Here is a 21,842-nt window from a genome sequence, read left to right as displayed (position 1 = left end):
CGCTCGGGGTGGTCATGGGGGTGCTCCTGGGGTGCTCGGGGCCGGCGGCGTGGGTCACCACGGCCGGTCCTGTGGATCGTCCACGAAGACGCGGTAGTCGTTCGGCTCGGCTCCGGTGGCGGGCACGTCCGCCTGGCGGAGCATGTACTCCATGATCGTGGCGGCCGCGACGGACACGTCCCGGGAGCCCTGCTTGGACGGCGGCCGATGCATGGACACGGACACCACGAAGCGGGGGTCGTCGAGCGGGGCGACGGCGGTGAAGCCGAGGTTGTAGCCGTCGTACGTGCCGGTGTCGCTCGCAGCCTCGGCGGTGGAGGACTTGCCGCCCACGCGATACCCGGGGATCGCGGCGGCCTTGCTGGTGCCCTGCGTCACGACGGTCTCCATCATGCGGAGCATCTGCGCCGCCGTCTCCTCGGAGACCACGCGGTGGGGCTCCGCGGACGACTCCCAGCGCTTCTCCGCGCCGTCGCCGTCCACCGTGGCGTCGATCAGCCGGGCCGGGATCAGCACGCCGCCGTTGGCGAGGGCCTGATACATCTGGGCGGTGTGCAGGGTGGTCTGGGTGTAGCCCTGGCCGAAGGCCGTGGTCAGGCGCTGGCGGCCGTCCCACTGTTCGGGCGGGACGAGGACGCTGCCCGCCTGCTGCGGCAGGCCGAGGTCGATGGGCTGGCCGACCCCGAAGGAGCGCATGTACTCGTAGCGCTGCTCGTCCGTGATCTTCTCGGCGATCTGCACCGTGCCCGTGTTGTAGGAGCGCGCGTAGATGCCTGCGACGGTCATGTCGAACGTCGGGTGCGGGGAGAAGTCCCGGATGGTCTGCCCGTCGAAGTCCTGGCTGCTGGGGACGGTGAAGCCGTCCGTGGCGGTGACCTTCCCGGCGTCGACGGCGGCCGCGATCGGCAGCGCCTTGCCCGTGGAGCCCGGCTCGTACGGGGTGCTCATCACGGTGGAGGTGCGGAAGTTCCCCTCGGTGGCGTCGGGGTCGGCGGGGTCCACCGTGGTGGAGTCCGCCATGACGATCACGTCGCCCGTCTTCACGTCCATCACGACGGCGTTCGCCCACTCCGCGTCGTACTCGGCGGCGAGGGCGCCGAGGGTCTCCTGCGCGAACCACTGGGCGTCCTTGTCCACGGTCAGGCGCAGGTCGGCGCCGTCCACGGCCGGAACCTCCTCGAGCGGGGCGTTGGGGATGCGGATGCCGTCTGCGCCCACCTCGAACGTGCGGGTGCCCGGGGTGCCGGTCATGACGTCGTCCTGGCTGAGCTCGAGGCCCTCGAGGGCGGTGCCGTCACCGCCCATGAAGCCGATGATGCTGCCGGCGACCGACCCGTTCGGGTAGGTGCGGCGGTCCACCGCCTCGGAGAGCAGGCCCGGCACGTTGAGCGCCATGGCCTTGTCCCGGACCTCCGGGGTCACGGAGCGACGCACCACGGCGTACGGGCGGGAGCCGATGGTGGCCTCGCGCACCTCCTCCTCCGTCATGCCGAGCACCTCGGCCAGGCTGGCCAGGCGGGAGTCCACGTCCACGAGCACGGTCTCCCGGGCCTCGCGGTCCCATTCGTTGAAGTCCTTGACGAGGCGCTGGTCCACGACGATGTCGTAGCGGCGCACGCTGGCGGCCAGCACGTCGCCGTCGCGGTCCAGGATGGACCCGCGCTGCGGCAGGGTCTCCTGGTGGGTCAGGCGCTGGTCCATGGCCGCCGCGGCCTGCCCCGTGGGGTCGATGCCCTGCACGTAGACGAGCCGCAGTGCGAGCCCGCCGAGCAGGACGAAGACGAGCAGGAGAAGGATGCGGGTGCGCACGGCGGGGTGCCCGGGAGCGGGCCCGACCGTCGATCCGCCGCGGGGAAGGTGCGAGGCGGGACGGTCGATCAACGGTCGGCGGCGTCCTGGTCGGGGGCGGCGGAGGCGTCCTCGCCGCCGAGGGTGCGCGGTCCCTCGATCTCGTCCTGGCCGTCGCCGGCCGTCCCCTGGCGGACCGCGTCCGCGTCCGCCGGCGGCGCGACGTAGGTGGCGGAGATGTCGCCGTCCTGGGCCGCCTGGGCCTCGCCGCTGAACTGGCCCGTGCCCGCGTCCACGGAGGCGGTGCCGGCGGGGGCGACCATCCCGAGGGCGTCGGCGCGCGCGGCCAGGTTCTGCGGCGCCTCGAGGTGGCCCACCTGCTCGGCCAGCCGCTCATTGGTCTCGGTGACGGCCTGCTGCTCCTGGCGCAGGTCCAGGAGGGCGTACTGCCGGTTGGACATGGTGATGTTCATGACGAGCACCGCCGCGAGCGCGGCGAGCACCACGAGGACGCACAGCACGGTCACGCCGGAGCGGGATCGGGGCAGCGGGGCGGGCACCACCGAGAGCGGCGTGCGCTCCTGCGGAGCCGGCCGCGCGGGGGCGACGGGGGTCGACCCGGGGCGCAGCGACTCTGCGATCCGTGCGTGTGCGGCCATGCTCATCTCCTCGTGCAGCGTCATGCCGTGGTCCTGGACGTCCTGATCTTCTCAACCGCACGCACTTTCGCGGAGGAGGCGCGACGGTTCTCTGAGATTTCTTCTTCGGTGGGCTTCTCGGTGCCGCGGGTGAGCACCCGCACCACGGGTTCGTGCTCCTCCAGCACCACCGGGAACCCCGGGGGCGCCGTGGACGTGGCCCACGCGCTCAGGTGCCGCTTCGTGATCCGGTCCTCGAGGGAGTGGTAGCTCATCACCACGAGGCGGCCGCCCACGTGGAGGGCGTCGAGGATGGCGGGCACGGCGGCGTCGAGGATGTCGAGCTCCTCGTTCACGGCGATGCGCAGGGCCTGGAAGGTGCGCTTGGCCGGGTGCCCGCCGGTGGCCCCCGCGGCGACGGGGACGGCCGAGCGGATCACCTCGACGAGGCGGCCGGTGGTCTCGATGGGGGCTTCGGCGCGGGCCCGGACGATGGCCCGTGCGATGGGGCCGGCGAAGCGCTCCTCACCGTCGCGACGGATGATGCGGCGCAGCTCCTGCTCGTCCAGCTCCGCCACGAGCGTCGCGGCGGAGCGCTCGGCGGTGTCGTCCATGCGCATGTCCAGCGGAGCGTCGTAGGAGTAGGCGAAGCCGCGTTCCCGGTCGTCCAGCTGGTAGGAGGACACGCCGAGGTCGTAGAGCGCGGCGTCGACCTTCGTGACGCCCGCGGCGGCCATGGCCTCGGGCACCCGGTCGTAGGTGCCGTGGAAGGGGATCAGGCGCTCGGCGAGGGGGCCGAGGCGCTCGACGGCCATGGCCTGGGCGTGGACGTCGCGGTCGATGCCGATGACGCGCAGGTGGGGGAACCGGGTCAGCAGGGCCTCGGTGTGCCCGCCCATGCCCAGCGTGCCGTCGACGGCGACGGGCGTGCGGCCGGCCTCGAGCGCGGCCTGGACGGCGGGGGCGAGGAGGTCGACGACGCGGTCCCGCATCACGGGCAGGTGGCGGTCCTCGGGGCGCGGCTGGCCTGCGTCCACTCTCGACCTCCTGCTCACATCGCGGTCCTGGCGGACCTCGGGCGGGATCCCCATCCGTCCGCCGCCGCGCCTGGCCCAGGGGAAGACGGGTCAGGTGCGGCGGCGTCGGCTGGAGGTCTCGCTCGAGGTCGGGTGGTCATGGTCAGAAGACGCCGGGCAGGACGTCCTCGTCGGTCTCGGAGAAGGCGGCTTCCTGCTCGGCGAGGTAGGTGTTCCAGGACTCCGAGTCCCAGATCTCCACTCGCGTCCCCGCGCCGATCACGGTCACGTCCCGGTCCAGCCCCGCGTACTGTCGCAGCGGCGCCGGCACGGTCACCCGACCCTGCTTGTCCGGGACCTCGTCCGACGCCCCCGAGAGGAAGACGCGGATGTAGTCACGGGCCTGGCGGGAGGACAGTGGAGCCGACCTCATCTGCTCGTGGACCCGCTCGAACTCACGAGCGCTGAACACGTAGATGCAGCGCTCCTGACCCCGGGTCAGGACCAGCCCCTCCGCCAGCTCCTCGCGGAACTTGGCGGGGAGGATCAGCCGGGACTTCTCGTCGAGCCGGGGGGTGTACGTGCCCAAGAACACGGCAGACCCCCTGGCTCGTCAAGCGGTCCCTCCCGACCAAGGTCGGGACCCATGCTCTCTCCTTCCCTCCACATTACCCCACTTCCCTCCACCATCAACCCCGGACGCGGGTCCCGGCGCCACGGGCGTGTCGAGGCCCCCCGAGTCCGGCGCGCCATCCCGCGGGTCCCGGGGCCGGTGTCGCCGTGGAGGGACGTGGAGGACCGGTGGGCCCCGGTGGAGGGCCGCGGCGACGACGGAGCCTCGGGCAGCGGAAAGGCCCCGATCCGGAGCGGATCGGGGCCTGGAGTGGAGGATAGTGGGGGCCCGGCGGGCCAGGCGCTCAGTCGCCTCCGGCGCGCCGCTCGTCCCAGCGCCGCTCGAGGCGGCCCATGAAGTCGCCGCCTCCCTGCCGTCGCGGTGCGCCCGACCGGCGGGCCTCCGGGCCCGAGGCCCCGGAGGCGACGGCGCGGGGCCGCGTGGTCAGCAGGAAGATGCCGGCCCCGATGACGACGACGCCGAGCACGCCCAGGAGGATCGCGTGGTTGGCGACCCCGAGGACCACGACGAGCAGCCCGACCACGGCGAGGACGGCCCCGGCCACGACGCGACCCACGGGCAGCCGATGCCGCCCCGTGTCCGCCATCTGGGTGGCCAGCCGGGGGTCCTCGGTGCGCAGCTGCTGCTCCAGCTGGTCCAGCATCCGCTGCTCATGCTCTGAGAGGGGCATGGCGACTCCTTCGAACGCGGCCTCCGACACCTCCGGGACCGGGAGGGGACGCCCGCGCGTCCGACTTGCCCTCCAGGATAGGACCTGCCGCCCCACCCTAGCCAGGTGGCGACGTCGCCGGCCCCGGAACCCCTCACTCCCGGTCCGGGCCTCCGGGGCCCGGCCGCGGCGCGTCCCGGCGGGCGTCGGCGCGGGCCTCGCGTCGTCCCAGCAGCGACGCCGGCCGCACGGCCGCCGTCGGGAAGCGCCGGGCGACGGCGTCCAGGGCGGCCTCGGCACCGGCCCAGTCGCCCGCCTCCGACGCCTCGTCCTCCGTCCCCCAGGCGGGACCGCCGAAGAGCGCCTCCTGGGCCGGGGGCTGATCGGCCTCGTCCCCGAGGCGCTCGGCGCGCACGCCCACGAGCCGGATCGGATGCGGCCGTTCGGCGTGCAGCTCGTGGACGAGTCGCCGCGCCGGGCCGAGGAGGTCGTGGCCCGTGGCGGTCGGCCGGGCGAGGCGGGCGGTGCGGCTGCGGACCGACCCGTCCGGCGCCTTGAGGCGGACTGTGACCGCGCCGGCGGTGACCCCCTCCGCGCGCAGCCGGGCCGCGACCCGGTGGCACAGGCGCAGGACCTCCGGGTCGGCGCCCGCGACGTCGACGGGGTCGACGTCGAAGGTGTGGTCCGCGCCGATGCTGCGGGCCGCCGGGCGCGGGGCGACGGGGCGCGGGTCGATGCCCCGGGCGAGCGACGCCCACTCCCGGCCGGCGGCCCCGAACGACGCCTCCAGCCGCGCGGGGTCCACCCGGGCGAGGTCGCCGATGGTCGCCACCCCCCGCCGGGCGAGCCGCTCGGCCGCCTTGGGGCCCACGCCCCACAGCCGGCCCACGGGCAGCGGATGGAGGAAGTCCAGGGTGCGCTGCGGCGGCACGATCAGCAGGCCGTCGGGCTTGGCCGCGGTGGACGCCGTCTTGGCCACGAACTTCACGGCCGAGCCGCCCACGGTGCACGGCAGCCCCAGCTCGGAGCGGACGCGCTCCCGGATCAGGTGGCCGATGTGCTCGGGCGGGCCGAGCCGGCGGCGGGCGCCGGCGACGTCGAGGAACGCCTCGTCCACGCTGAGCTGCTCCATCACGGGGGTCACGTCCGCGAACACGGCCATCACCTCGGCGGAGACGGCCCGGTAGAGCTGCTGGCGCGGCGGGATGACCACGAGGGGCGGGCACAGGGCGCGGGCGTGCGCCAGGGGCATCGCCGAGCGGACCCCGTAGGCCCGCGCCGCGTACGAGGCGGAGAGCACCACGGACCGGCCGCTCGGGGCGGCGACGGCGGCGGGACGCCCCTCGAGGTCGGGCCGTTCGCGCAGCTCGACGGACAGGAAGAACGCGTCCATGTCCACGTGCAGGATCGTCGCCTCCTCGCGGGGTGCAGCGGGCGCGGTCTCGGACATGGACCGAGCCTATCCGGGACCGGCGATCCGTCGCGCGGCGCGGCTAGGGTGGGGCCATGCCCGCCGACGTCGCCGTCCCCCGCCCCCGTCCCGCCGACCAGGACCGCTTCCGCGCCGCCGTCGCCGACGCCCTCGACCGCCTGCTGGCGGAGCACCGGGACCTCGCCCGGGACGTCCACCCGCTGACGGCGCCCCTCGTGGACGCGATCGCGGACCTGACCGCGGGCGGCAAGCGCCTGCGCGCCGTCCTGGCCTGGCTCGGCTGGCGGGCGGCCGGTGGCGAGGCGGAGGACCCCCGCATCGCCGAGGCGGGCGCGGCGTTCGAGCTGTTCCAGGCCGCGGCGCTGATCCACGACGACATCCTGGACCGCTCGGACACCCGCCGCGGGATGCCCAGCGTGCACCGCCGCTTCGAGTCCCTCCACCGGGAGGCGGGCTGGCGCCACGCCGCGGAGCACTTCGGCGTCTCCGCCGCGATCCTCGCCGGCGACGTCGCCCTGGGGATGAGCGAGACGGCCTTCGCGCGTGTCCTCGCCGGCACCCCCCGGGAGGACCGGGCGCGGGCCGAGCTCGAGCGGATGCGCTTCGGGGTGATGGCGGGTCAGTACCTCGACGTGGTGGCCGAGATGGCCCCGGCGGCGCGCGGTGCCCGCGAGGCCGAGGCGGCCGCCGAGGCGGTCGTGGAGCACAAGTCGGCGCGCTATTCGGCGGTGCACCCGCTCGCCCTCGGGGGGCTGCTGGCGGGGGCGGACGACGGGCTGGTGACCGCGTTCGCCCGGGTGTCGCTGCCGTTCGGCATGGCCTTCCAGTACCGCGACGACCTGCTCGGCGTGTTCGGCGATCCGGCGACCACGGGCAAGCCCGCGGGCGACGACCTGCGGGAGGGGAAGCAGACGGTGCTCATCGCCCGCGCCGTCGAGCTGCTCGCCCCGGACGAGGCCGCCGCGCTCGACGCGGACCTCGGCGACCCGGACCTCGGCGCGGACCGGGTGGCCCACTGGCAGGCCGTCCTCGAGGCGTGCGGCGCACGCCGGGCCGTCGAAGAGCGGGTCGCGGCGCTCTCGCACGAGGCGGCCGGGGCCGTGGCGGGCCTGCTCGCGCACGGCGTCCCCGAGGACGTGAGCGCCGAGCTCACGCGGCTGATCGACGCCTACACGTCGCGCCGCCACTGAGCGGCACGGACCCCGCGGGCGGATGACCGCCCGCGGGGCCGGCTCACCAGGCCAGGGCCTGGGCGCGGCGCCGGATCTCGGTCTTCCGGCCGTCCCGGAGTGCGTCGATGGGCCGGCCGGGCAACGACTCGTCCTCGGTGAACAGCCAACGGAGGGCCTCCTCGTCGGAGAAGCCGGCGTCGGCCAGCAGCACGAGCGTGCCCTGCAGGGAGTCGAGCACGCCGGTCTCGGTGAGGAACAGGGCCGGCACGGACCGCACCGCGGGCTCGGGACGACGCACGGCCAGCAGGCGGCGATCATGCACGAGGTTGTGGACGCGGGTCACGCGCTGGTCGAGGTGTTCCGCCACGTCGGGCACGGAGAGCCACTCGCCCACGAGGGCGTCGAGCTCGGCGGGGATCGCGTCAGCGGGGACCGGGGTGTCGGAGGAAGTGGTGCTCACGGGCGCCAGCCTACGTGGCCGCCGACGGGCCCGGCCCACCGCGCCCCGGACGGCATGGATCTCGGTATGGTCACGAAGATCACATTCCGATAACATCGCCGAGGCTCCACGGCCGGGCGCCGACGTCGTCGGTCGACCGCGGGGGGCCACGGGTCCCGCCCGTCACTTCCCCGTCGTGTTCCATCCGTCCGATCCGATGCCGAGGTCTGCCGTGTCCCACACCCCGTCCGCTCCCGCCGCCTGCGCTCCGTCCTGACCGGCGGCGCGGTGCCCCTGCTGCTGCTCACCGGTCTGCCCGCCCAGGCCCACGCCCAGGAGGCTGCGGTGCACACCGTGCGCCCGGGCGACACCCTCACCCGGATCTCGGCCGCCCGCGGCGTCTCCGTCGCCGACCTGCTGCGGTTCAACGGCCTGGGCCTGGAGACCGTGCTCTACCCGGGTGACGAGCTCCGCCTGACCGGCGCGGCGGCCCCGGCCCCGGCCGTCGGGACCTACACGGTGCAGCCGAACGACGGGTGGTGGATCATCGCCCGCCGCACCGGCGTCTCCGCCGCGCAGCTGCAGCGGCTCAACGGCATGAGCGCGTCGAGCATGCTCCACCCGGGCATGGTCCTGACCACGCAGCGCACGGCCGCCGCACCGAAGACCCCCGCGTCGACCGCCCCCGCGCCGGCCTCGAAGGCCCCGGCGGCCGCCGGCGAGACGGTCCGGTACACCGTGGTCTCCGGCGACTCCCTCTGGGGGATCTCCCAGCGGTTCGAGGTCTCCATCCCCCGTCTGCGCGAGCTCAACGGCCTGACGCGGGCCTCGACGCTACACCCCGGCGACGTGCTCGTGATCTCCGACGGCACCCTCGAGGTGGAGCCGGTCTCCGCCGTCCAGGCGGTCGGCGACACCTTCCTCGGCCGCACCGACGCGCCGCACGTCACGGCCTCGGCGAACGAGAACCTGCGCCTGCTGCGCTCCGTCCCGCAGCCCACCCCCGAGCAGATGCAGCAGATCGTCCGCGAGACCGCCGAGCGGATGGGCGTGGACCCCCGCCTGGCCCTGGGCCACGCGTACACCGAGTCCCGCTTCCGCATGGCCTCGGTCTCCCCCGGCAACGCCGTGGGGGCGATGCAGGTCATCCCGATCACGGGCGAGTTCGCCTCGGAGCTGGTGGGCCGCGAGCTGAACCTGCTGGACCCCTACGACAACGCGGTGGCCGGCGTCGCGTTCATCAAGTACGTGCAGGACCGCACCCCCACACTCGATGAGGGCATCGGGGCCTACTACCAGGGCCTCGGCGGGGTGCTGGACAGCGGCCTGAACCCGGAGGCACGGGACTACGTGGCCAAGGTGCGCGCCGCCATGGCGATGTTCTGATCCGCCGGCGGCGGACCGCCCCGAGGGGGTCCGCCGCCTGTCCTACCCTGGGACGATGAGCAGCGCACGCCGGGACCCCCTCGTGGGGGACATCGTCGACGGCCGCTACCGAGTCGTCGAGCGGCTGGCCCGGGGCGGCATGTCCACCGTCTACCTGGCCGTGGACGAGCGTCTCGACCGCGAGGTGGCGCTCAAGGTCATGCACCCGCACCTGGCGGAGGACCCCGTCCTCGTCGGCCGGTTCGAGCAGGAGGCCAAGACGGCGGCGCGGCTGTCCCATCCGCACGTCGTCGCGGTCCTGGACCAGGGCCACACCGAGGCCGAGGACGGCGACGTGCTGGCCTACCTCGTGATGGAGCACGTGCCCGGCCGCACGCTGCGCACCGTCATCCGGGACCGTGCACCGCTCTCACCCCGGGAGGCGCTGCGGTTCCTGCGTCCGCTCGTCGACGGCCTGGCCGCCGCGCACCGCGCCGGGCTGGTGCACCGGGACGTGAAGCCCGAGAACGTGCTCGTCCGCGACGACGGGCGGGTGACGGTCGCGGACTTCGGCCTGTCCCGTGCCGCCACGGCCCACACCCTGGCCGGGCAGGCCGTCGTGGGCACGCCCGCCTACCTCGCCCCCGAGCACATCGCCGGGGCGCCCGCCGACGCCCGCTCCGACGTGTACGCCGTGGGCATCATCCTGTTCGAGCTGCTCACGGGCCGCCAGCCGTACACCGCGGCGACCGCGTTGCAGGTCGCCTACCGGCATGTCCACGAGCGGGTCCCCGTGCCGTCCACGCTGCACCCCGGGCTCCCCGAGGATCTCGACGACCTCGTGCTGTGGTGCACCGAGCCGGACCCGGCCGACCGGCCCGCCGGTGCCGGCGAGCTCCTGCACCGCATCGACGCCGTGGCGGCGGGCCTGGACCCCGACGAACCGGACCGCCACCCCGCCGAGGGCCCGGATGCGGAGCCGGCGGTGGGCGCCCCCGCCGCCGATGGCCCCGAGGACGCAGCCCCGGACGGGAACCTGGAGACCCGGGCCCTCGACGCCGGCGACCACCACGCGACGCGCCTGCTCCCCGCCCTGGCCGAGTCCGACCTCGACGCGGACATGACCGACGTCATCGACACCCGTGCGGCGACGCGCGGGGCCGACCGGCGGCCCGCCGCGCATCCGGCGGAGCCGATCGGCCCGCTCGGGCTCGACCCCGCTCCGGCGGACCGGCATCCGGGGCGCGAGTCCCCGCGGCGGCTGCGTCGGGCGGCCCGCCGCCCCGCCCTCGACCTCGGCCAGGGCACCGGCCGGACCGCCGCGATCGGCGCGGCCGTGACCCTGCTGCTCACCGGCGTCGCCCTGCTGCTGGGCTGGACGCTGGGCTCCGGCGGCCTCGGAGTCGGAGGTGTGGCGGTGGTCCCCGACCTCGACGGGCTGGCCCGGGAGGCGGCGGAGGAACGGCTGACCGCCGCGGGCTTCACCGCGGCGGTCACGGCCCGGCACGACGAACTCCGCACGGAGGGCACGGTCGTCGCCAGCTCGCCCGCGGCCGGGGAGCCGGCAGGGCGCGGCACCCCCGTCGAGCTCACCGTCTCCGCCGGCCCCGCGCCGGTGCCGGTGCCGGACCTGACCGGCGTCGTGATCCGGCGGGCCCACGGCGTGGCCCGGGACGCCCGATTCACCGTGGAGGTCGCGGAGCGCCGCACCGATCCCGCAGTGCCGGCCGGGGCCGTGATCGAGCAGCACCCGGCCCCCGGCGAGCAGGCGACGCCGGGCACCGCGGTCCGCGTGGTGCTCTCCGAAGGCCGCGCCGTGCGCCCGGTGCCGGACGTGACCGGGCAGGATCCGGAGATGGCGGGCACGACGCTGGCGGACGACGGCTGGGACGCCCGCGTGCATCGCCTGCCGCTGCCGCTCTCCGGCCGGGGCGAGTCCCGGGTCCTGCACCAGTCCCCCGCCGCCGGGACCGCCCTGCCCGAGGGCACCGCGGTCCACGTCTGGGTCGGCTGAGCCGGGGCGTGCCCGGCCGCGCGGTCAGGCCCGCGGCGCGCGGCGCTCGGGGTGGGAGAGGGCCTCGGTGACCTTGAACGCCATCTCCAGGGACTGCTGGTGGTTCAGCCGCGGGTCGCACAGCGTCTCGTAGCGGGCGTCGAAGTCGGCCTCGTTGATCGGGTCGGAGCCGCCCAGGCACTCGGCGACGTCGTCGCCGGTCAGCTCGACGTGCATGCCGCCCGGGTGCGTGCCGAGCTCGCGGTGCACCTCGAAGAAGCCGCTGACCTCGTCCATCACGTCCTCGAACCGGCGGGTCTTGTAGCCGTTGGCCGCGGTCACGGTGTTGCCGTGCATGGGGTCGGTGACCCACACCGGCTCCAGCCCCGCGTCCCGGACGCCCTCGACGATGCCGGGGAGCACGTCCCGGATCCGCTCCGCGCCCATGCGGGTGATGAAGGTCAGGCGGCCCGGCTCGCGCTCCGGGTCCAGCCGCTCGGCGAGCTCGAGCGCGTCCGCGACCGTGGTGGTCGGGCCGAGCTTCACGCCGATCGGGTTGCGGACCCGGGAGAGGAAGTCGACGTGGGCGCCGTCCACCTGGCGGGTGCGCTCGCCGATCCACAGGAAGTGGGCGCTCGTGGCGTAGGGGTCGCCGCTGCGCGAGTCCACGCGGGTCAGGGCGCGTTCGTAGTCGAGCAGGAGCGCCTCGTGGGCCGAGTAGAACTCGGTGCGGCGCATGGCCTCGAAGTCCACGCCCGCGGCGTTCATGAAGCGGACCGCGCGGTCGATCTCGGCGGCCATCTCCTCGTACTGGGCGTAGGCCGGGTTGGCCATGAAGCCCTGGTTCCACTGGTGCACGCTGCGCAGATCGGCGAAGCCGCCCTGGGTGAAGGCGCGGACCAGGTTCAGGGTGGAGGCGGAGGTGTGGTAGGCCTGCACCATCCGTCGGGCGTCGTGCCGGCGGGCCTGCTCGGTGAACTCGTAGCCGTTCACGATCTCGCCGCGGAAGCTGGGCAGCGTGACGCCGTCGCGGGTCTCCGTGTCCGAGGACCGCGGCTTCGCGAACTGGCCGGCGATCCGGCCCATCTTCACGACCGGCATGGAGGCGCCGTAGGTCAGCACCGCGGCCATCTGCAGGATGGTCTTCACCCGGGCGCTGATCCGGTTGGCGGTGGACCCGGCGAACGTCTCGGCGCAGTCGCCGCCCTGCAGGAGGAACGCGCGGCCCTGGGCGACGTCGGCCAGACGGGCGCGCAGCAGGTCGACCTCGCCCGCGAAGACGAGCGGGGGCAGGGCGCTCAGCTCGGCGACGGCGGCGCGGTGATCGGCCTCGTCCGCCCAGGACGGCGCCTGCGCGATCGGCAGCGAGCGCCAGTGGTCCAGGCCGGGGATGTCGGCGGCGCCCTCCGAGATGGCGGTGCCGAAGGCCAGGATCTTCTCGCGGGGGTCTTCAGTCATGTGCACCAGGCTAGGGGCCGCGTGCCGCGCCCCGGTCTGAGCGTCCCCGGATGACGACGCGCGGGCCCCGCTCAGTCGCGGGCGCGTGGCGGAGCGGCCGTACGGCCCGCCTTCACGTCCGCCGCGTAGGTGTCCACGTACTCCTGGCCCGACAGGCGCCGGATGGCCTCCATGATCTCGTCCGTCACTTCCCGCAGCGCCCGGGGGTCGCCGGCGGCCTCGGCACGGTCGGAGAAGTCCAGCGGCTCACCGAAGATCATGCCCAGGCGCCGGATCCGCGGCAGCACGTGGCCGATCGGCTGGACCCGGTCCGTGCCGATCATCGCGATGGGCACCACGGGCGCGCCCGAGGCCAGCGCGAGCTTGGCCACGCCGATCTTGCCGCGGTGCAGCCGCCCGTCCGGGCTGCGGGTGCCCTCCGGGTAGATCCCGAGCAGCCGGCCCTCCCGCAGCGCCTCGAGGCCCGCGTCCAGCGAGCGCAGGGACGCCTCTCCGCCGGAGCGGTCCATGGGCAGCTGGTTCGCCGCCTCGAAGAACCGGCGGGTGACCCACCCCTTCACGCCCGGGCCGGTGAAGTACTCGTGCTTGGCCAGGAAGTGCACCTGGCGGTCGAGCATGGCCGGCATGAACACCGAGTCCGAGACGGACAGGTGGTTGCTGGCCAGGATCGCCGGGCCCTCGGCCGGCACGTTCCCGAGGCCCTTCACCCAGGGGCGGAACAGCAGACGGGTGGCCGGAGCCACGGCGAACGTCTTGGCGGACCAGTAGAACGTGGACACGAGGGCCTTCCGGTCGGGGCGGTCGGGTGCCTGCCCATCGTACGGTCCGCCTGCCTTACCCTGGCACCATGCCCCGCCCCGTCGCCGTCGCCCCCGAAGACCTGCCCCTGCGCCTCATGCCCGCCGCTCCCGCCCGGCGCGACCACTGCGTCGTGCTCCTGCACGGGTTCACCTCGACTCCGGCCTCCGTCCGCGCCTGGGCCGAGGGGCTCGCGGCAGGCGGCTCCCCCGTGAGCGTGCCCCTGCTGCCGGGGCACGGCACCCGGTGGGAGGACCTCGCCGCCACCGGTGCGGACGAGATCCGCGCCGCCGTCCGGGCCGTCGTGGACCTCGAGCTCGCCCGACACGGCCGCGTGGTCATGGCGGGCATCTCGATGGGCGGCGCCCTCGCGCTCGACGCCGCGGCCCACCGACCCGTGGCCGGCGTCGCCGCCGTCGGCCGCATCCAGCGGGCCGCCCGCCGCGCCCTGCCGCGGATCACCGCTCCCGTGACGGTCTACCGGTCCGCCCGCGACGCCGTCGTGCCCGCCTCGAGCCACCGGACCCTGGTGCGGGGCCTGCGCCAGGCCCCCGTGGAGGTGGTGGGACTGCCCCGCAGCCGCCACGTCGCCACGCTCGACCACGACCTGCCGCTGCTGATCGACCACGGCCGGAGCGCGGTCGCCGCCATGACGACGCACTGAGTCGCGCCCGGACCCCACCGCTGCCGGTTGTAGAGTGTGCGTGACACGACTCACACATACTTCCGTTCCGCCGACCACCGGTCGGCGGGACCGACCCAACGCCCGAGGAGTCCCATGCACGAGATCAGCGAGCCGTACCACCCCCGCCTGTCCCCGGAGGCGAACATCACGGACTTCCTGGAACGCCAGGCCACGGAGCGTCCCGACCACGGCCTCTTCGCGGTGCCCGACGCGCAGGACCAGTGGACGGACGTCTCCGCCCGGGACGCCCGCGAGCGCGTGCGGGCCCTGGCCAAGGGGCTGATCGCCGCCGGGATCCAGCCCGGGGAGACGGTCGGGCTCCTGGCCTCCACCCGCCTGGAGTGGACACTGGTCGACTTCGCCATCTGGTATGCCGGCGCGGTCACCGTGCCCGTGTACGAGACCTCCTCCGTCAGCCAGGTGTCCTGGATCATCGAGGACTCGCACGTGCGCGCCGTCGTGACCGGGAACGAGAACCTCGCCAAGACGGTGCGGGACGCGGTGCAGCGCGAGGGCCTGCCGGAGCTGATCGGCCTGTGGACGATGGACCCGGCCGACGGCGCCCCCGGCTCCGGTCTCGAGGCGCTCGTCGCCCTGGGCACGGACGTCACCGATGAGGAGCTCGAGACGCGCCGGTCCTCCGCCGGCCTGGCCGACCTGGCGACCATCATCTACACCTCCGGCACCACGGGCCGGCCCAAGGGCTGCGAGCTCACGCACGAGAACTTCGCGGAGCTCGTCAACCAGACCCTGTCCTCCTCGCTCGGCGACGTCGTCCGCCAGGACACCTCCACCGTGCTGTTCATCCCCCTGGCGCACGTGTTCGCGCGCTTCGTATCGGTGCTCACCGTCGCCGCGGGCGCACGCTGCGGGCACGTCTCGGACATCAAGCGGCTCTCGGTCTCGCTGCAGACCTTCCAGCCGAGCTTCGTGCTGGCCGTGCCGCGCGTGTTCGAGAAGATCTACAACGCGGCGCTGCTCAACGCGCAGAGCGGCGGCAAGGAGAAGATCTTCCGCCGTGGCGCGGACGTGGCGATCCGCTGGTCCCGGGCGCTGGACTCGGGCCAGATGACGGCGCCCCTGCGGCTGCAGCGCGCGTTCTACTCCGCGCTGATCTACCGCCGCATCCGGACGGCCATGGGCGGCCGGCTCGCGTACGCGGTCTCCGGCGGCGGCCCCCTCTCCACCGACCTGGCGCACTTCTTCCGCGGCGTGGGCGTGACCATCCTCGAGGGCTACGGCCTCACCGAGACGACGGCCCCCATCACCGTGGGCCGGCCGGACCGGCTGAAGATCGGCACGGTCGGACACCCCCTCGGCGGCAACCAGGTGCGGATCGCCGAGGACGGCGAGATCCTCACGCGCGGCACCTCGCTGATGCGCGGCTACCACAACCGGCCGGAGGCGAACGAGGAGGCCTTCGAGGACGGCTGGTTCCGCACCGGCGACCTCGGGGCCCTGGACGACGACGGCTTCCTCACGATCACCGGCCGCAAGAAGGAGCTGCTGGTGACGGCCGGCGGCAAGAACGTGGCACCGGCGATGCTCGAGGACGCGATCCGCAGCGACGCGCTCGTCTCCCAGGTGATGGTGGTCGGCGACGGCAAGCCCTTCATCGCGGCGATCGTCACCCTCGACACCGACACCCTGCCCGCGTGGCTCGCCGCGAACGGGCTGCCGAAGGACCTCGACGTCGCTGCGGCCGCACGCGAGGACGCGGTGCGCCGCCACATCCAGGAGGCCGTGGACAAGGCCAACAGCCTGGTCTCGCGCGCCGAGGGGATCCGGGAGTTCCGCATCCTCGACCGCGACTTCTCCCTGGAGGAGGGCCATGTGACCCCGTCCCTGAAGATGCGCCGGTCGGCGATCATGAAGGACTTCGCCGCGCAGATCGCGGACATCTACGGGGAGCCCGCCCCGCACAACTGAACGCCCCCTCGACGACGGCGCCCGGCCCCGCGGCCGGGCGTCGTCGTCCCCGCGGTTCCGGTCAGAGCAGACCGGAGTCCGGCACGTCCAGGCCCAGCAGCGCGTTCTCGACGACCTCGGTGAGGGCCGGGTGGGGCCAGTACTGGCCCCGCGCGAGCCGGTGGGCGTCGATGCCGAACGCCATGCCGGTCACGAGCGGCTGGATGAGGTTCGCGGCCTCGTGCCCCAGGATGTGCCCGCCCAGGATCCGTCCCGTGGCCTTCTCCGCGACGACGGTGCACACGCCCTCGGTGTCCTCCATGGCCCAGCCGTAGGCGACGTCCCCGAAGGACTGGGTCTTCACCGTGATCGCGTCCGCGCCGTAGTCGGCGAGCGCCTGCTCCACCGTGAGACCGACGGAGGCCACCTGCGGATGGGTGAACACGGCCGCCGGCACGGGGCCGAGCGTGTTGGCGCGGAGATCGTCCGGATGCTCCAGGTTGTGCGCGACGACGCGGGCCTCGTGATTGGCTACGTGCTTGAGCTGCCACGTGTTGGCGACGTCCCCGAGCACGTAGACCCCCTCCACCGGAGCACCGTCGGAGAGTGCGCGCTGATGCTCGTCGCTGGCCAGGACGCCGTCGTCGGTGACGTCCAGTCCCGCGGCGGCGGGGTCGAGGCGGTCCGTGTTCGGCGTCCGGCCGACCGCGATCAGCACCGTGTCCGCCTCGATGGCCTCCTCCACGATGCCGGTCTGCTCCTGGCCCTCCGCGCGATCCAGGCGCACCCGGACCCAGCCGTCCGCGGCCCGCTCGGCGTCCTCGACCGGTTCGATCCCGGCCGGGGTCCACCCCGTGCGCAGGTCCCACCGTCGGGCAGCGATCTTCGTGAACGTCGTGGACACGGACATGTCGTGCTGCTTGAGCAGCCGGTGGCCGCGGTTGACCTGGACGACCTCGGTCCCCAGCCCGGCGAAGACGGAGGCGAACTCGCAGGCGATGAACCCGCCGCCCACCACGAGCAGCCGCCGCGGCAGCCGATCCAGTCGCATCACGGTGTCCGAGGTGTGCACCGACGGCAGGTCCAGGCCCGGGATCTCCGGGAGGGTGGGCCGCGACCCCGCGGCGACCACCACCTGGTCCGCCGTGATCTCCCGGCCCGAGGCGGTGCGCACGCGGCGGGGACCGACGAAGCGCACCTCCTCCTGGATCACGCTCGTGTAGTCCAGATCGTCCCGGCGGTAGCGCAGCCCGTCCCGGCTGATGCCGTCGATGCGCGTGAAGATGCGGTCCCGGATGGCCGGGAAGTCGGCGCCCGTGAACTCCAGCCCCACCCCGAGGCTCCGGGCCTCGGGGGGCAGCGCGGCCAGGCCGGCCGGGTAGGCGTACATCTTGGTGGGGATGCAGCCGACGTTCAGGCAGGTGCCGCCGAACGTGCCGGAGTCGGCGATCACGACGCTCCGGCCCTTCCAGTGTTCGCTGATCAGGGAGTTCCCCGATCCGGAGCCGATGATGAGCAGGTCGTGGTGTTCCGCAGAGGTGGCCATGCCTCCCAGGATAGGCACGGGCCCGGACGCGGTGGCGTCCGGGCCCGTGGGGCGGCCCGCCGGCGGCGGGCTCACGCGGGGCTCACTCGATCACGAGCAGCAGGTCTCCGCCGTTGACGGGCGTGACGCCCTCCGTGACCACGCGGCGCACGGTGCCCGCGGCCTGGGCCGTGATCGCGGCCTCCATCTTCATCGCCTCGATCGTGGCCACCGCCTGGCCGACCTCGACGGCGTCGCCCTCGGCCACCTGGACGGTGACCGAGCCCGCGAACGGGGCGGCGACGTGGCCGGGGGTGCCGGGGTCCGCCTTCTCCGCGGTCCGCACGGTGGACTCGATCGAGCGGTCCCGGACGGTCATCTGGCGCAGCTGGCCGTTCAGGGTGACCATCACCGTGCGCATGCCCTTCTCGTCCGGCTCGGAGACGGACATGAGGGTGGCGAGCAGCCGGACACCGCGTCCGAGCGAGATGACGTGCTCACGCCCGGGGACGAGGCCGTAGAGGAAGTCGCGGGTGTGCAGGGTGACGGTGTCCCCGAACTCCTCGCGGTGCGCCTCGAACTCCTTCGTGGGGCCGGGGAAGAGCAGGCGGTTCAGCACCGCGCGGCGGGTCTGTCCGGCCTCGGCGAGGGCGGTCGAGTCCTCCGCGGAGATCTCCACCATGCCCGCGCCCTCGCGGCGACCCTGGAGGGCCTTGGTCCGGAAGGGCTCCGGCCAGCCGCCGGGCGGGTCGCCGAGCTCGCCGCGCAGGAAGCCGATCACGGAGTCCGGGATGTCGAACTCCTGCGGACGCTCCGCGAACTCCTTCGGGTCCACGCCGGAACCGACCAGCTGGAGCGCCAGGTCGCCCACCACCTTGGAGGACGGGGTGACCTTGACGAGGTGGCCGAGCAGGTCGTCGGCCGCGGCGTACATCGACTCGATGGCCTCGAACCGCTCCCCCAGGCCGAGCGCGATCGCCTGCGTGCGCAGGTTGGACAGCTGGCCCCCCGGGATCTCGTGGTGGTACACGCGGCCGGTCGGGGCGGGCAGCCCCGCCTCGAAGGGCGCGTACGCCGAGCGGACGGACTCCCAGTAGGGCTCCATCGCGGTGGCGGCCTCGAGGCCGAGACCGGTGTCCCGCTCGGTGTGCTCGAGCGCCGCGACCAGGGCGGACAGCGGCACCTGGCTCGTGGTGCCCGCCATGGACGCGGTGGCCGCGTCGACGGCGTCCACGCCGGCCTCCGCCGCCGCGAGCAGGGTGGCCAGCTGGCCGCCGGCGGTGTCGTGCGTGTGCAGGTGCACGGGCAGGTCGAACTCGGCGCGCAGGGCGGTGACGAGCTCGCGCGCGGCGGCGGGCCGCAGCAGGCCCGCCATGTCCTTGATCGCCAGGACGTGGGCGCCGGCGTCGACCATCCGGCGGGCGAGGCCCAGGTAGTAGTCGAGCGTGTAGAGCGTCTCCTTCGGGTCCGTCATGTTGCCCGTGTAGCACAGGGCCGCCTCGGCCACGGCGGTGCCCGTGGCACGCACCGCCTCGATGGCCGGGGTGATCTGCTCGACGTCGTTGAGGGCGTCGAAGATGCGGAACACGTCGACGCCGGACGCCGCGGCCTCGGCCACGAACGCGTCCGTCACCTCGGTGGGGTACGGCGTGTAGCCCACCGTGTTGCGGCCGCGCAGCAGCATCTGGATCGGGATGTTCGGCAGCTCCGCGCGCAGCAGCTCGAGGCGCTGCCACGGGTCCTCGTGGAGGAAGCGCAGCGCGACGTCGTACGTCGCCCCGCCCCAGGCCTCCACGGAGAGCAGCCCCGGCAGGGTGTGCGCGACGGCGGGCGCGGCGGCCAGCAGGTCGCGCGTGCGGACGCGGGTGGCCAGCAGGGACTGGTGGGCGTCGCGGAACGTGGTGTCCGTGACGGCCAGCGCGGTCTGTTCGCGCAGGGTGCGGGCGAAGCCCTCGGGGCCCTGCTCCAGCAGCACCTGACGCCAGCCGTGCGGGGGCGCCGCGTCCTCGTTCCGGCTCGGGCCGTCGAAGGGCGAGCGGTCCGGCTCCTGGTGCTTGTCGCCCGGGTGCTCCGGGAGGCGGTCGCGGGGGTCGATGCCCTCGATGCGCGGGCCGTGCGGCTGGTTGACCGTGACGTCCACGAGGTACTGCAGGGCCTTGGAGCCGCGGTCCTGGGAGCGGTTCACCGTGGCCAGCTCGGGGTGCTTGTCGATGAAGTCCGTGGCGACGTCGCCGCTGACGAACTGCGGGTCGTCCATCACGTTCATCAGGAACGGGATGTTGGTGGCCACGCCGCGCACGCGGAACTCGGCCAGGGCGCGGCGCACGCGGCGCACGGCCGTGGCGTAGTCGCGTCCGCGGCAGGTGAGCTTGACCAGCATGGAGTCGAAGTGGGGGCTGATCTCCGCACCGGCGTAGATGGTGCCGCCGTCGAGGCGCACACCGGAGCCGCCGGCCGAGCGGTAGGCGGTGATGGTGCCGGTGTCCGGGCGGAAGCCGTTGGCCGGGTCCTCGGTGGTGATGCGGCACTGGATGGCGAAGCCGCGGACCTGGAGGGCGTCCTGGGTGATGCCCAGCTCGGGCAGGGTGGCGCCGGCGGCGATGCGCAGCTGCGCGCCCACCAGGTCCACGTCCGTGACCTCCTCGGTCACGGTGTGCTCCACCTGGATGCGGGGGTTCATCTCGATGAACACGTGCTGGCCCGCACGCTCGCCCGCCGTGTCCACGAGGAACTCGACGGTGCCCGCGTTGACGTACCCCATCTCCTTGGCGAAGGCGACGGCGTCCCGGTGCAGGGCCTGCCGGATCTCCTCGTCCAGGTTCGGGGCCGGGGCCATCTCGATGACCTTCTGGTGGCGGCGCTGGAGCGAGCAGTCCCGCTCGAAGAGGTGCACGACGTTGCCCTCGCCGTCGGCGAGGATCTGCACCTCGATGTGCCGCGGCCGCAGGACGGCCTGCTCGAGGAACACGGTGGGGTCGCCGAAGGCGGTGTCCGCCTCGCGCATCGCGGCCTCGAGGGAGCCGCGCAGGTCCTCGCGGCGCTCGACGCGGCGCATGCCGCGGCCGCCGCCGCCGGCGACGGCCTTGACGAAGATGGGGAAGCCGATCTCCTCGGCCTGCTCCAGGAGCCACTCGACGTCGGCGCTCGGGTCCGAGGAGGCCAGGGTGGGGATGCCCGCACGCTTGGCCGCGCGCAGGGCCTCGACCTTGTTGCCGGTCAGCTCGAGGACGTCGGCGGGCGGGCCGACGAAGGTGATCCCGTTCTCAGCCGCGGCACGGGCCAGGCCGGCGTTCTCCGACAGGAAGCCGTAGCCCGGGTAGATCGCGTCGGCCCCGGCGTCCTTCGCCACGCGGATGATCTCGTCCACGTCGAGGTAGGCGCGCACGGGGTGGCCCTCCTCGCCGATGCGGTAGGCCTCGTCCGCCTTCTGGCGGTGGATCGAATTGCGGTCCTCGTAGGGGAAGACGGCGACGGTGCGGGCGCCCAGCTCGTAGCAGGCGCGGAAGGCGCGGACGGCGATCTCGCCGCGGTTGGCCACCAAGACCTTGGAGAAGACGGCGCCGGCTCCGGTCGACCCGGCCGCGTCCTCTGGAGGGGTGAAGTTCTCGACAGGTGCGGTCATGGTTGGGAGTGTGTCACACCGCGCCGGAGTTCCGCCTCATGTCGCGCACAGTCACCGCTGCGAGACGAAAGATGACTGACTCGGCCCTCCGGGGCGCCCCGGGGTGGAGGATCAGGCGGAGCGGCGGGCCCGACGCCGCCCGGCCAGCTCGTCCCCCGGCTCGGGGGCGCCGACCACGCTCTCGCGGGGCAGCTCGGCGAGGCTGCCCTCGACCTCGCGCCACACGCGGCCGACGGCGATCCCGAAGACGCCCTGGCCGCCCTGGACGAGGTCCACGACCTCGTCCGCCGAGGTGCACTCGTACACCGAGGCGCCGTCGCTCATCAGGGTGATCTGCGCCAGGTCCTCGACACCCCGCTCGCGCAGGTGGCCCACGGCGGTGCGGATCTGCTGGAGCGAGACGCCGGTGTCCAGGAGGCGCTTGACGACCTTGAGGACGAGGATGTCGCGGAACGAGTAGAGCCGCTGGGAGCCGGAGCCGGAGGCGCTGCGGACCGTGGGGACCACGAGGTCCGTGCGGGCCCAGTAGTCGAGCTGGCGATAGGTGATGCCGGCGGCCTTGCACGCGGTGGGACCGCGGAAGCCGACGTCGTCGCCCCGGGTCGCGCCCTCGTCGAAGAGCGTGCCCTGGGTGCCGAGCGCGGGGGGCCGGCCAGGACCTGCAGTGGGTGTCACGGGGAACCTCCTGGTGCGGGGCCCCCGGTGCGGGGAGGGGGACGC

17 protein-coding genes are annotated in these 21,842 nt (G+C 74.1%); 5 read left to right on the top strand and 12 right to left on the bottom strand.

The features are described from left to right. Nucleotides 1-54: 54 nt before the first annotated feature. The 6 genes from J1M38_RS07035 to dinB form a co-directional block, all read right to left on the bottom strand. On the bottom strand, nt 55-1,809 hold the full coding sequence (locus J1M38_RS07035) for a penicillin-binding protein 2 (RefSeq protein ID WP_235186536.1): 1,755 nt from the start codon (nt 1,807-1,809) through the stop codon (nt 55-57). A 68-nt stretch (nt 1,810-1,877) separates the two neighbouring features. Next, nucleotides 1,878-2,447 (bottom strand): hypothetical protein, encoded by a 570-nt coding sequence (locus J1M38_RS07030; RefSeq protein ID WP_235186537.1) that lies wholly within the window; start codon nt 2,445-2,447, stop codon nt 1,878-1,880. 20 nt (nt 2,448-2,467) lie between these two features. Continuing rightward, complete coding sequence (rsmH, locus tag J1M38_RS07025; protein WP_036384563.1) at nt 2,468-3,463, bottom strand: 16S rRNA (cytosine(1402)-N(4))-methyltransferase RsmH; 996 nt, start codon at nt 3,461-3,463, stop codon at nt 2,468-2,470. A gap of 142 nt (nt 3,464-3,605) precedes the next feature. After that, nucleotides 3,606-4,037 carry a division/cell wall cluster transcriptional repressor MraZ gene (gene mraZ, locus J1M38_RS07020; RefSeq protein WP_002854575.1) on the bottom strand — a complete coding sequence of 144 codons (432 nt, stop codon included), beginning with the start codon at nt 4,035-4,037 and terminating at the stop codon, nt 3,606-3,608. A 322-nt stretch (nt 4,038-4,359) separates the two neighbouring features. Next, nucleotides 4,360-4,746 (bottom strand): DUF3040 domain-containing protein, encoded by a 387-nt coding sequence (locus J1M38_RS07015; RefSeq protein WP_012750919.1) that lies wholly within the window; start codon nt 4,744-4,746, stop codon nt 4,360-4,362. Nucleotides 4,747-4,879: 133 nt separating this feature from the next. After that, a complete protein-coding gene (gene dinB, locus J1M38_RS07010; protein WP_036384565.1) occupies nt 4,880-6,175 on the bottom strand; it encodes a DNA polymerase IV in 1,296 nt (431 codons plus the stop codon). Between the two features lie 56 nt (nt 6,176-6,231). Between dinB and J1M38_RS07005 the strand changes: the two genes are divergently transcribed. After that, complete coding sequence (locus tag J1M38_RS07005) at nt 6,232-7,347, top strand: polyprenyl synthetase family protein (protein WP_036384567.1); 1,116 nt, start codon at nt 6,232-6,234, stop codon at nt 7,345-7,347. A 43-nt stretch (nt 7,348-7,390) separates the two neighbouring features. Here the strand turns inward: J1M38_RS07005 and J1M38_RS07000 are convergent, their stop codons facing one another. Then, the gene (locus J1M38_RS07000) at nt 7,391-7,789 is read right to left on the bottom strand and encodes an Rv2175c family DNA-binding protein (RefSeq protein WP_044659490.1); all 399 of its coding nucleotides are present in this window, start codon (nt 7,787-7,789) and stop codon (nt 7,391-7,393) included. Nucleotides 7,790-8,056: 267 nt separating this feature from the next. On the opposite strand from J1M38_RS07000, the gene J1M38_RS06995 reads away from it, so the two are divergent. After that, complete coding sequence (locus J1M38_RS06995; RefSeq protein ID WP_230297513.1) at nt 8,057-9,154, top strand: LysM peptidoglycan-binding domain-containing protein; 1,098 nt, start codon at nt 8,057-8,059, stop codon at nt 9,152-9,154. Between the two features lie 55 nt (nt 9,155-9,209). Continuing rightward, nucleotides 9,210-11,147: a Stk1 family PASTA domain-containing Ser/Thr kinase gene (gene pknB, locus J1M38_RS06990; protein WP_237069081.1), complete on the top strand. Its 1,938-nt coding sequence runs from the start codon at nt 9,210-9,212 to the stop codon at nt 11,145-11,147. A gap of 24 nt (nt 11,148-11,171) precedes the next feature. Here the strand turns inward: pknB and J1M38_RS06985 are convergent, their stop codons facing one another. Further along, nucleotides 11,172-12,584, bottom strand: coding sequence for a class II 3-deoxy-7-phosphoheptulonate synthase (locus J1M38_RS06985; RefSeq protein WP_036316682.1), 1,413 nt, complete (start codon nt 12,582-12,584; stop codon nt 11,172-11,174). A gap of 71 nt (nt 12,585-12,655) precedes the next feature. Further along, nucleotides 12,656-13,363, bottom strand: coding sequence for a lysophospholipid acyltransferase family protein (locus J1M38_RS06980; RefSeq protein WP_206481848.1), 708 nt, complete (start codon nt 13,361-13,363; stop codon nt 12,656-12,658). A 68-nt stretch (nt 13,364-13,431) separates the two neighbouring features. Between J1M38_RS06980 and J1M38_RS06975 the strand changes: the two genes are divergently transcribed. Then, nucleotides 13,432-14,046 (top strand): carboxylesterase, encoded by a 615-nt coding sequence (locus tag J1M38_RS06975; RefSeq protein ID WP_206501210.1) that lies wholly within the window; start codon nt 13,432-13,434, stop codon nt 14,044-14,046. A gap of 114 nt (nt 14,047-14,160) precedes the next feature. Continuing rightward, nucleotides 14,161-15,996 carry a long-chain fatty acid--CoA ligase gene (locus tag J1M38_RS06970; RefSeq protein WP_049146976.1) on the top strand — a complete coding sequence of 612 codons (1,836 nt, stop codon included), beginning with the start codon at nt 14,161-14,163 and terminating at the stop codon, nt 15,994-15,996. A gap of 61 nt (nt 15,997-16,057) precedes the next feature. Here J1M38_RS06970 and J1M38_RS06965 read toward each other — a convergent pair whose 3' ends face one another. The 3 genes from J1M38_RS06965 to J1M38_RS06955 form a co-directional block, all read right to left on the bottom strand. Further along, a complete protein-coding gene (locus J1M38_RS06965) occupies nt 16,058-17,521 on the bottom strand; it encodes a mycothione reductase (protein ID WP_049146974.1) in 1,464 nt (487 codons plus the stop codon). A gap of 82 nt (nt 17,522-17,603) precedes the next feature. Next, nucleotides 17,604-21,122 carry a pyruvate carboxylase gene (locus tag J1M38_RS06960; protein ID WP_134377089.1) on the bottom strand — a complete coding sequence of 1,173 codons (3,519 nt, stop codon included), beginning with the start codon at nt 21,120-21,122 and terminating at the stop codon, nt 17,604-17,606. Nucleotides 21,123-21,233: 111 nt separating this feature from the next. After that, the gene (locus J1M38_RS06955; protein WP_036384587.1) at nt 21,234-21,797 is read right to left on the bottom strand and encodes a MerR family transcriptional regulator; all 564 of its coding nucleotides are present in this window, start codon (nt 21,795-21,797) and stop codon (nt 21,234-21,236) included. Between the last annotated feature and the right edge of the window lie 45 nt (nt 21,798-21,842).

Origin of the sequence: Micrococcus sp. KRD070 (assembly GCF_017168435.1) — a bacterium.
Taxonomy (GTDB): Bacteria; Actinomycetota; Actinomycetes; order Actinomycetales; family Micrococcaceae; genus Micrococcus; species Micrococcus luteus.
This window is presented reverse-complemented; position numbering and strand designations above follow the sequence as displayed.

Coding starts and splice junctions, on each gene's coding strand:
- J1M38_RS07030 (WP_235186537.1), bottom strand. CDS start 2,447: ATGGCCGCACACGCACGGATCGCAGAGTCGCTGCGCCCCGGGTCGACC.
- J1M38_RS07015 (WP_012750919.1), bottom strand. CDS start 4,746: ATGCCCCTCTCAGAGCATGAGCAGCGGATGCTGGACCAGCTGGAGCAG.
- dinB (WP_036384565.1), bottom strand. CDS start 6,175: ATGTCCGAGACCGCGCCCGCTGCACCCCGCGAGGAGGCGACGATCCTG.
- J1M38_RS07005 (WP_036384567.1), top strand. CDS start 6,232: ATGCCCGCCGACGTCGCCGTCCCCCGCCCCCGTCCCGCCGACCAGGAC.
- pknB (WP_237069081.1), top strand. CDS start 9,210: ATGAGCAGCGCACGCCGGGACCCCCTCGTGGGGGACATCGTCGACGGC.
- J1M38_RS06985 (WP_036316682.1), bottom strand. CDS start 12,584: ATGACTGAAGACCCCCGCGAGAAGATCCTGGCCTTCGGCACCGCCATC.
- J1M38_RS06975 (WP_206501210.1), top strand. CDS start 13,432: ATGCCCCGCCCCGTCGCCGTCGCCCCCGAAGACCTGCCCCTGCGCCTC.
- J1M38_RS06970 (WP_049146976.1), top strand. CDS start 14,161: ATGCACGAGATCAGCGAGCCGTACCACCCCCGCCTGTCCCCGGAGGCG.
- J1M38_RS06965 (WP_049146974.1), bottom strand. CDS start 17,521: ATGGCCACCTCTGCGGAACACCACGACCTGCTCATCATCGGCTCCGGA.
- J1M38_RS06960 (WP_134377089.1), bottom strand. CDS start 21,122: ATGACCGCACCTGTCGAGAACTTCACCCCTCCAGAGGACGCGGCCGGG.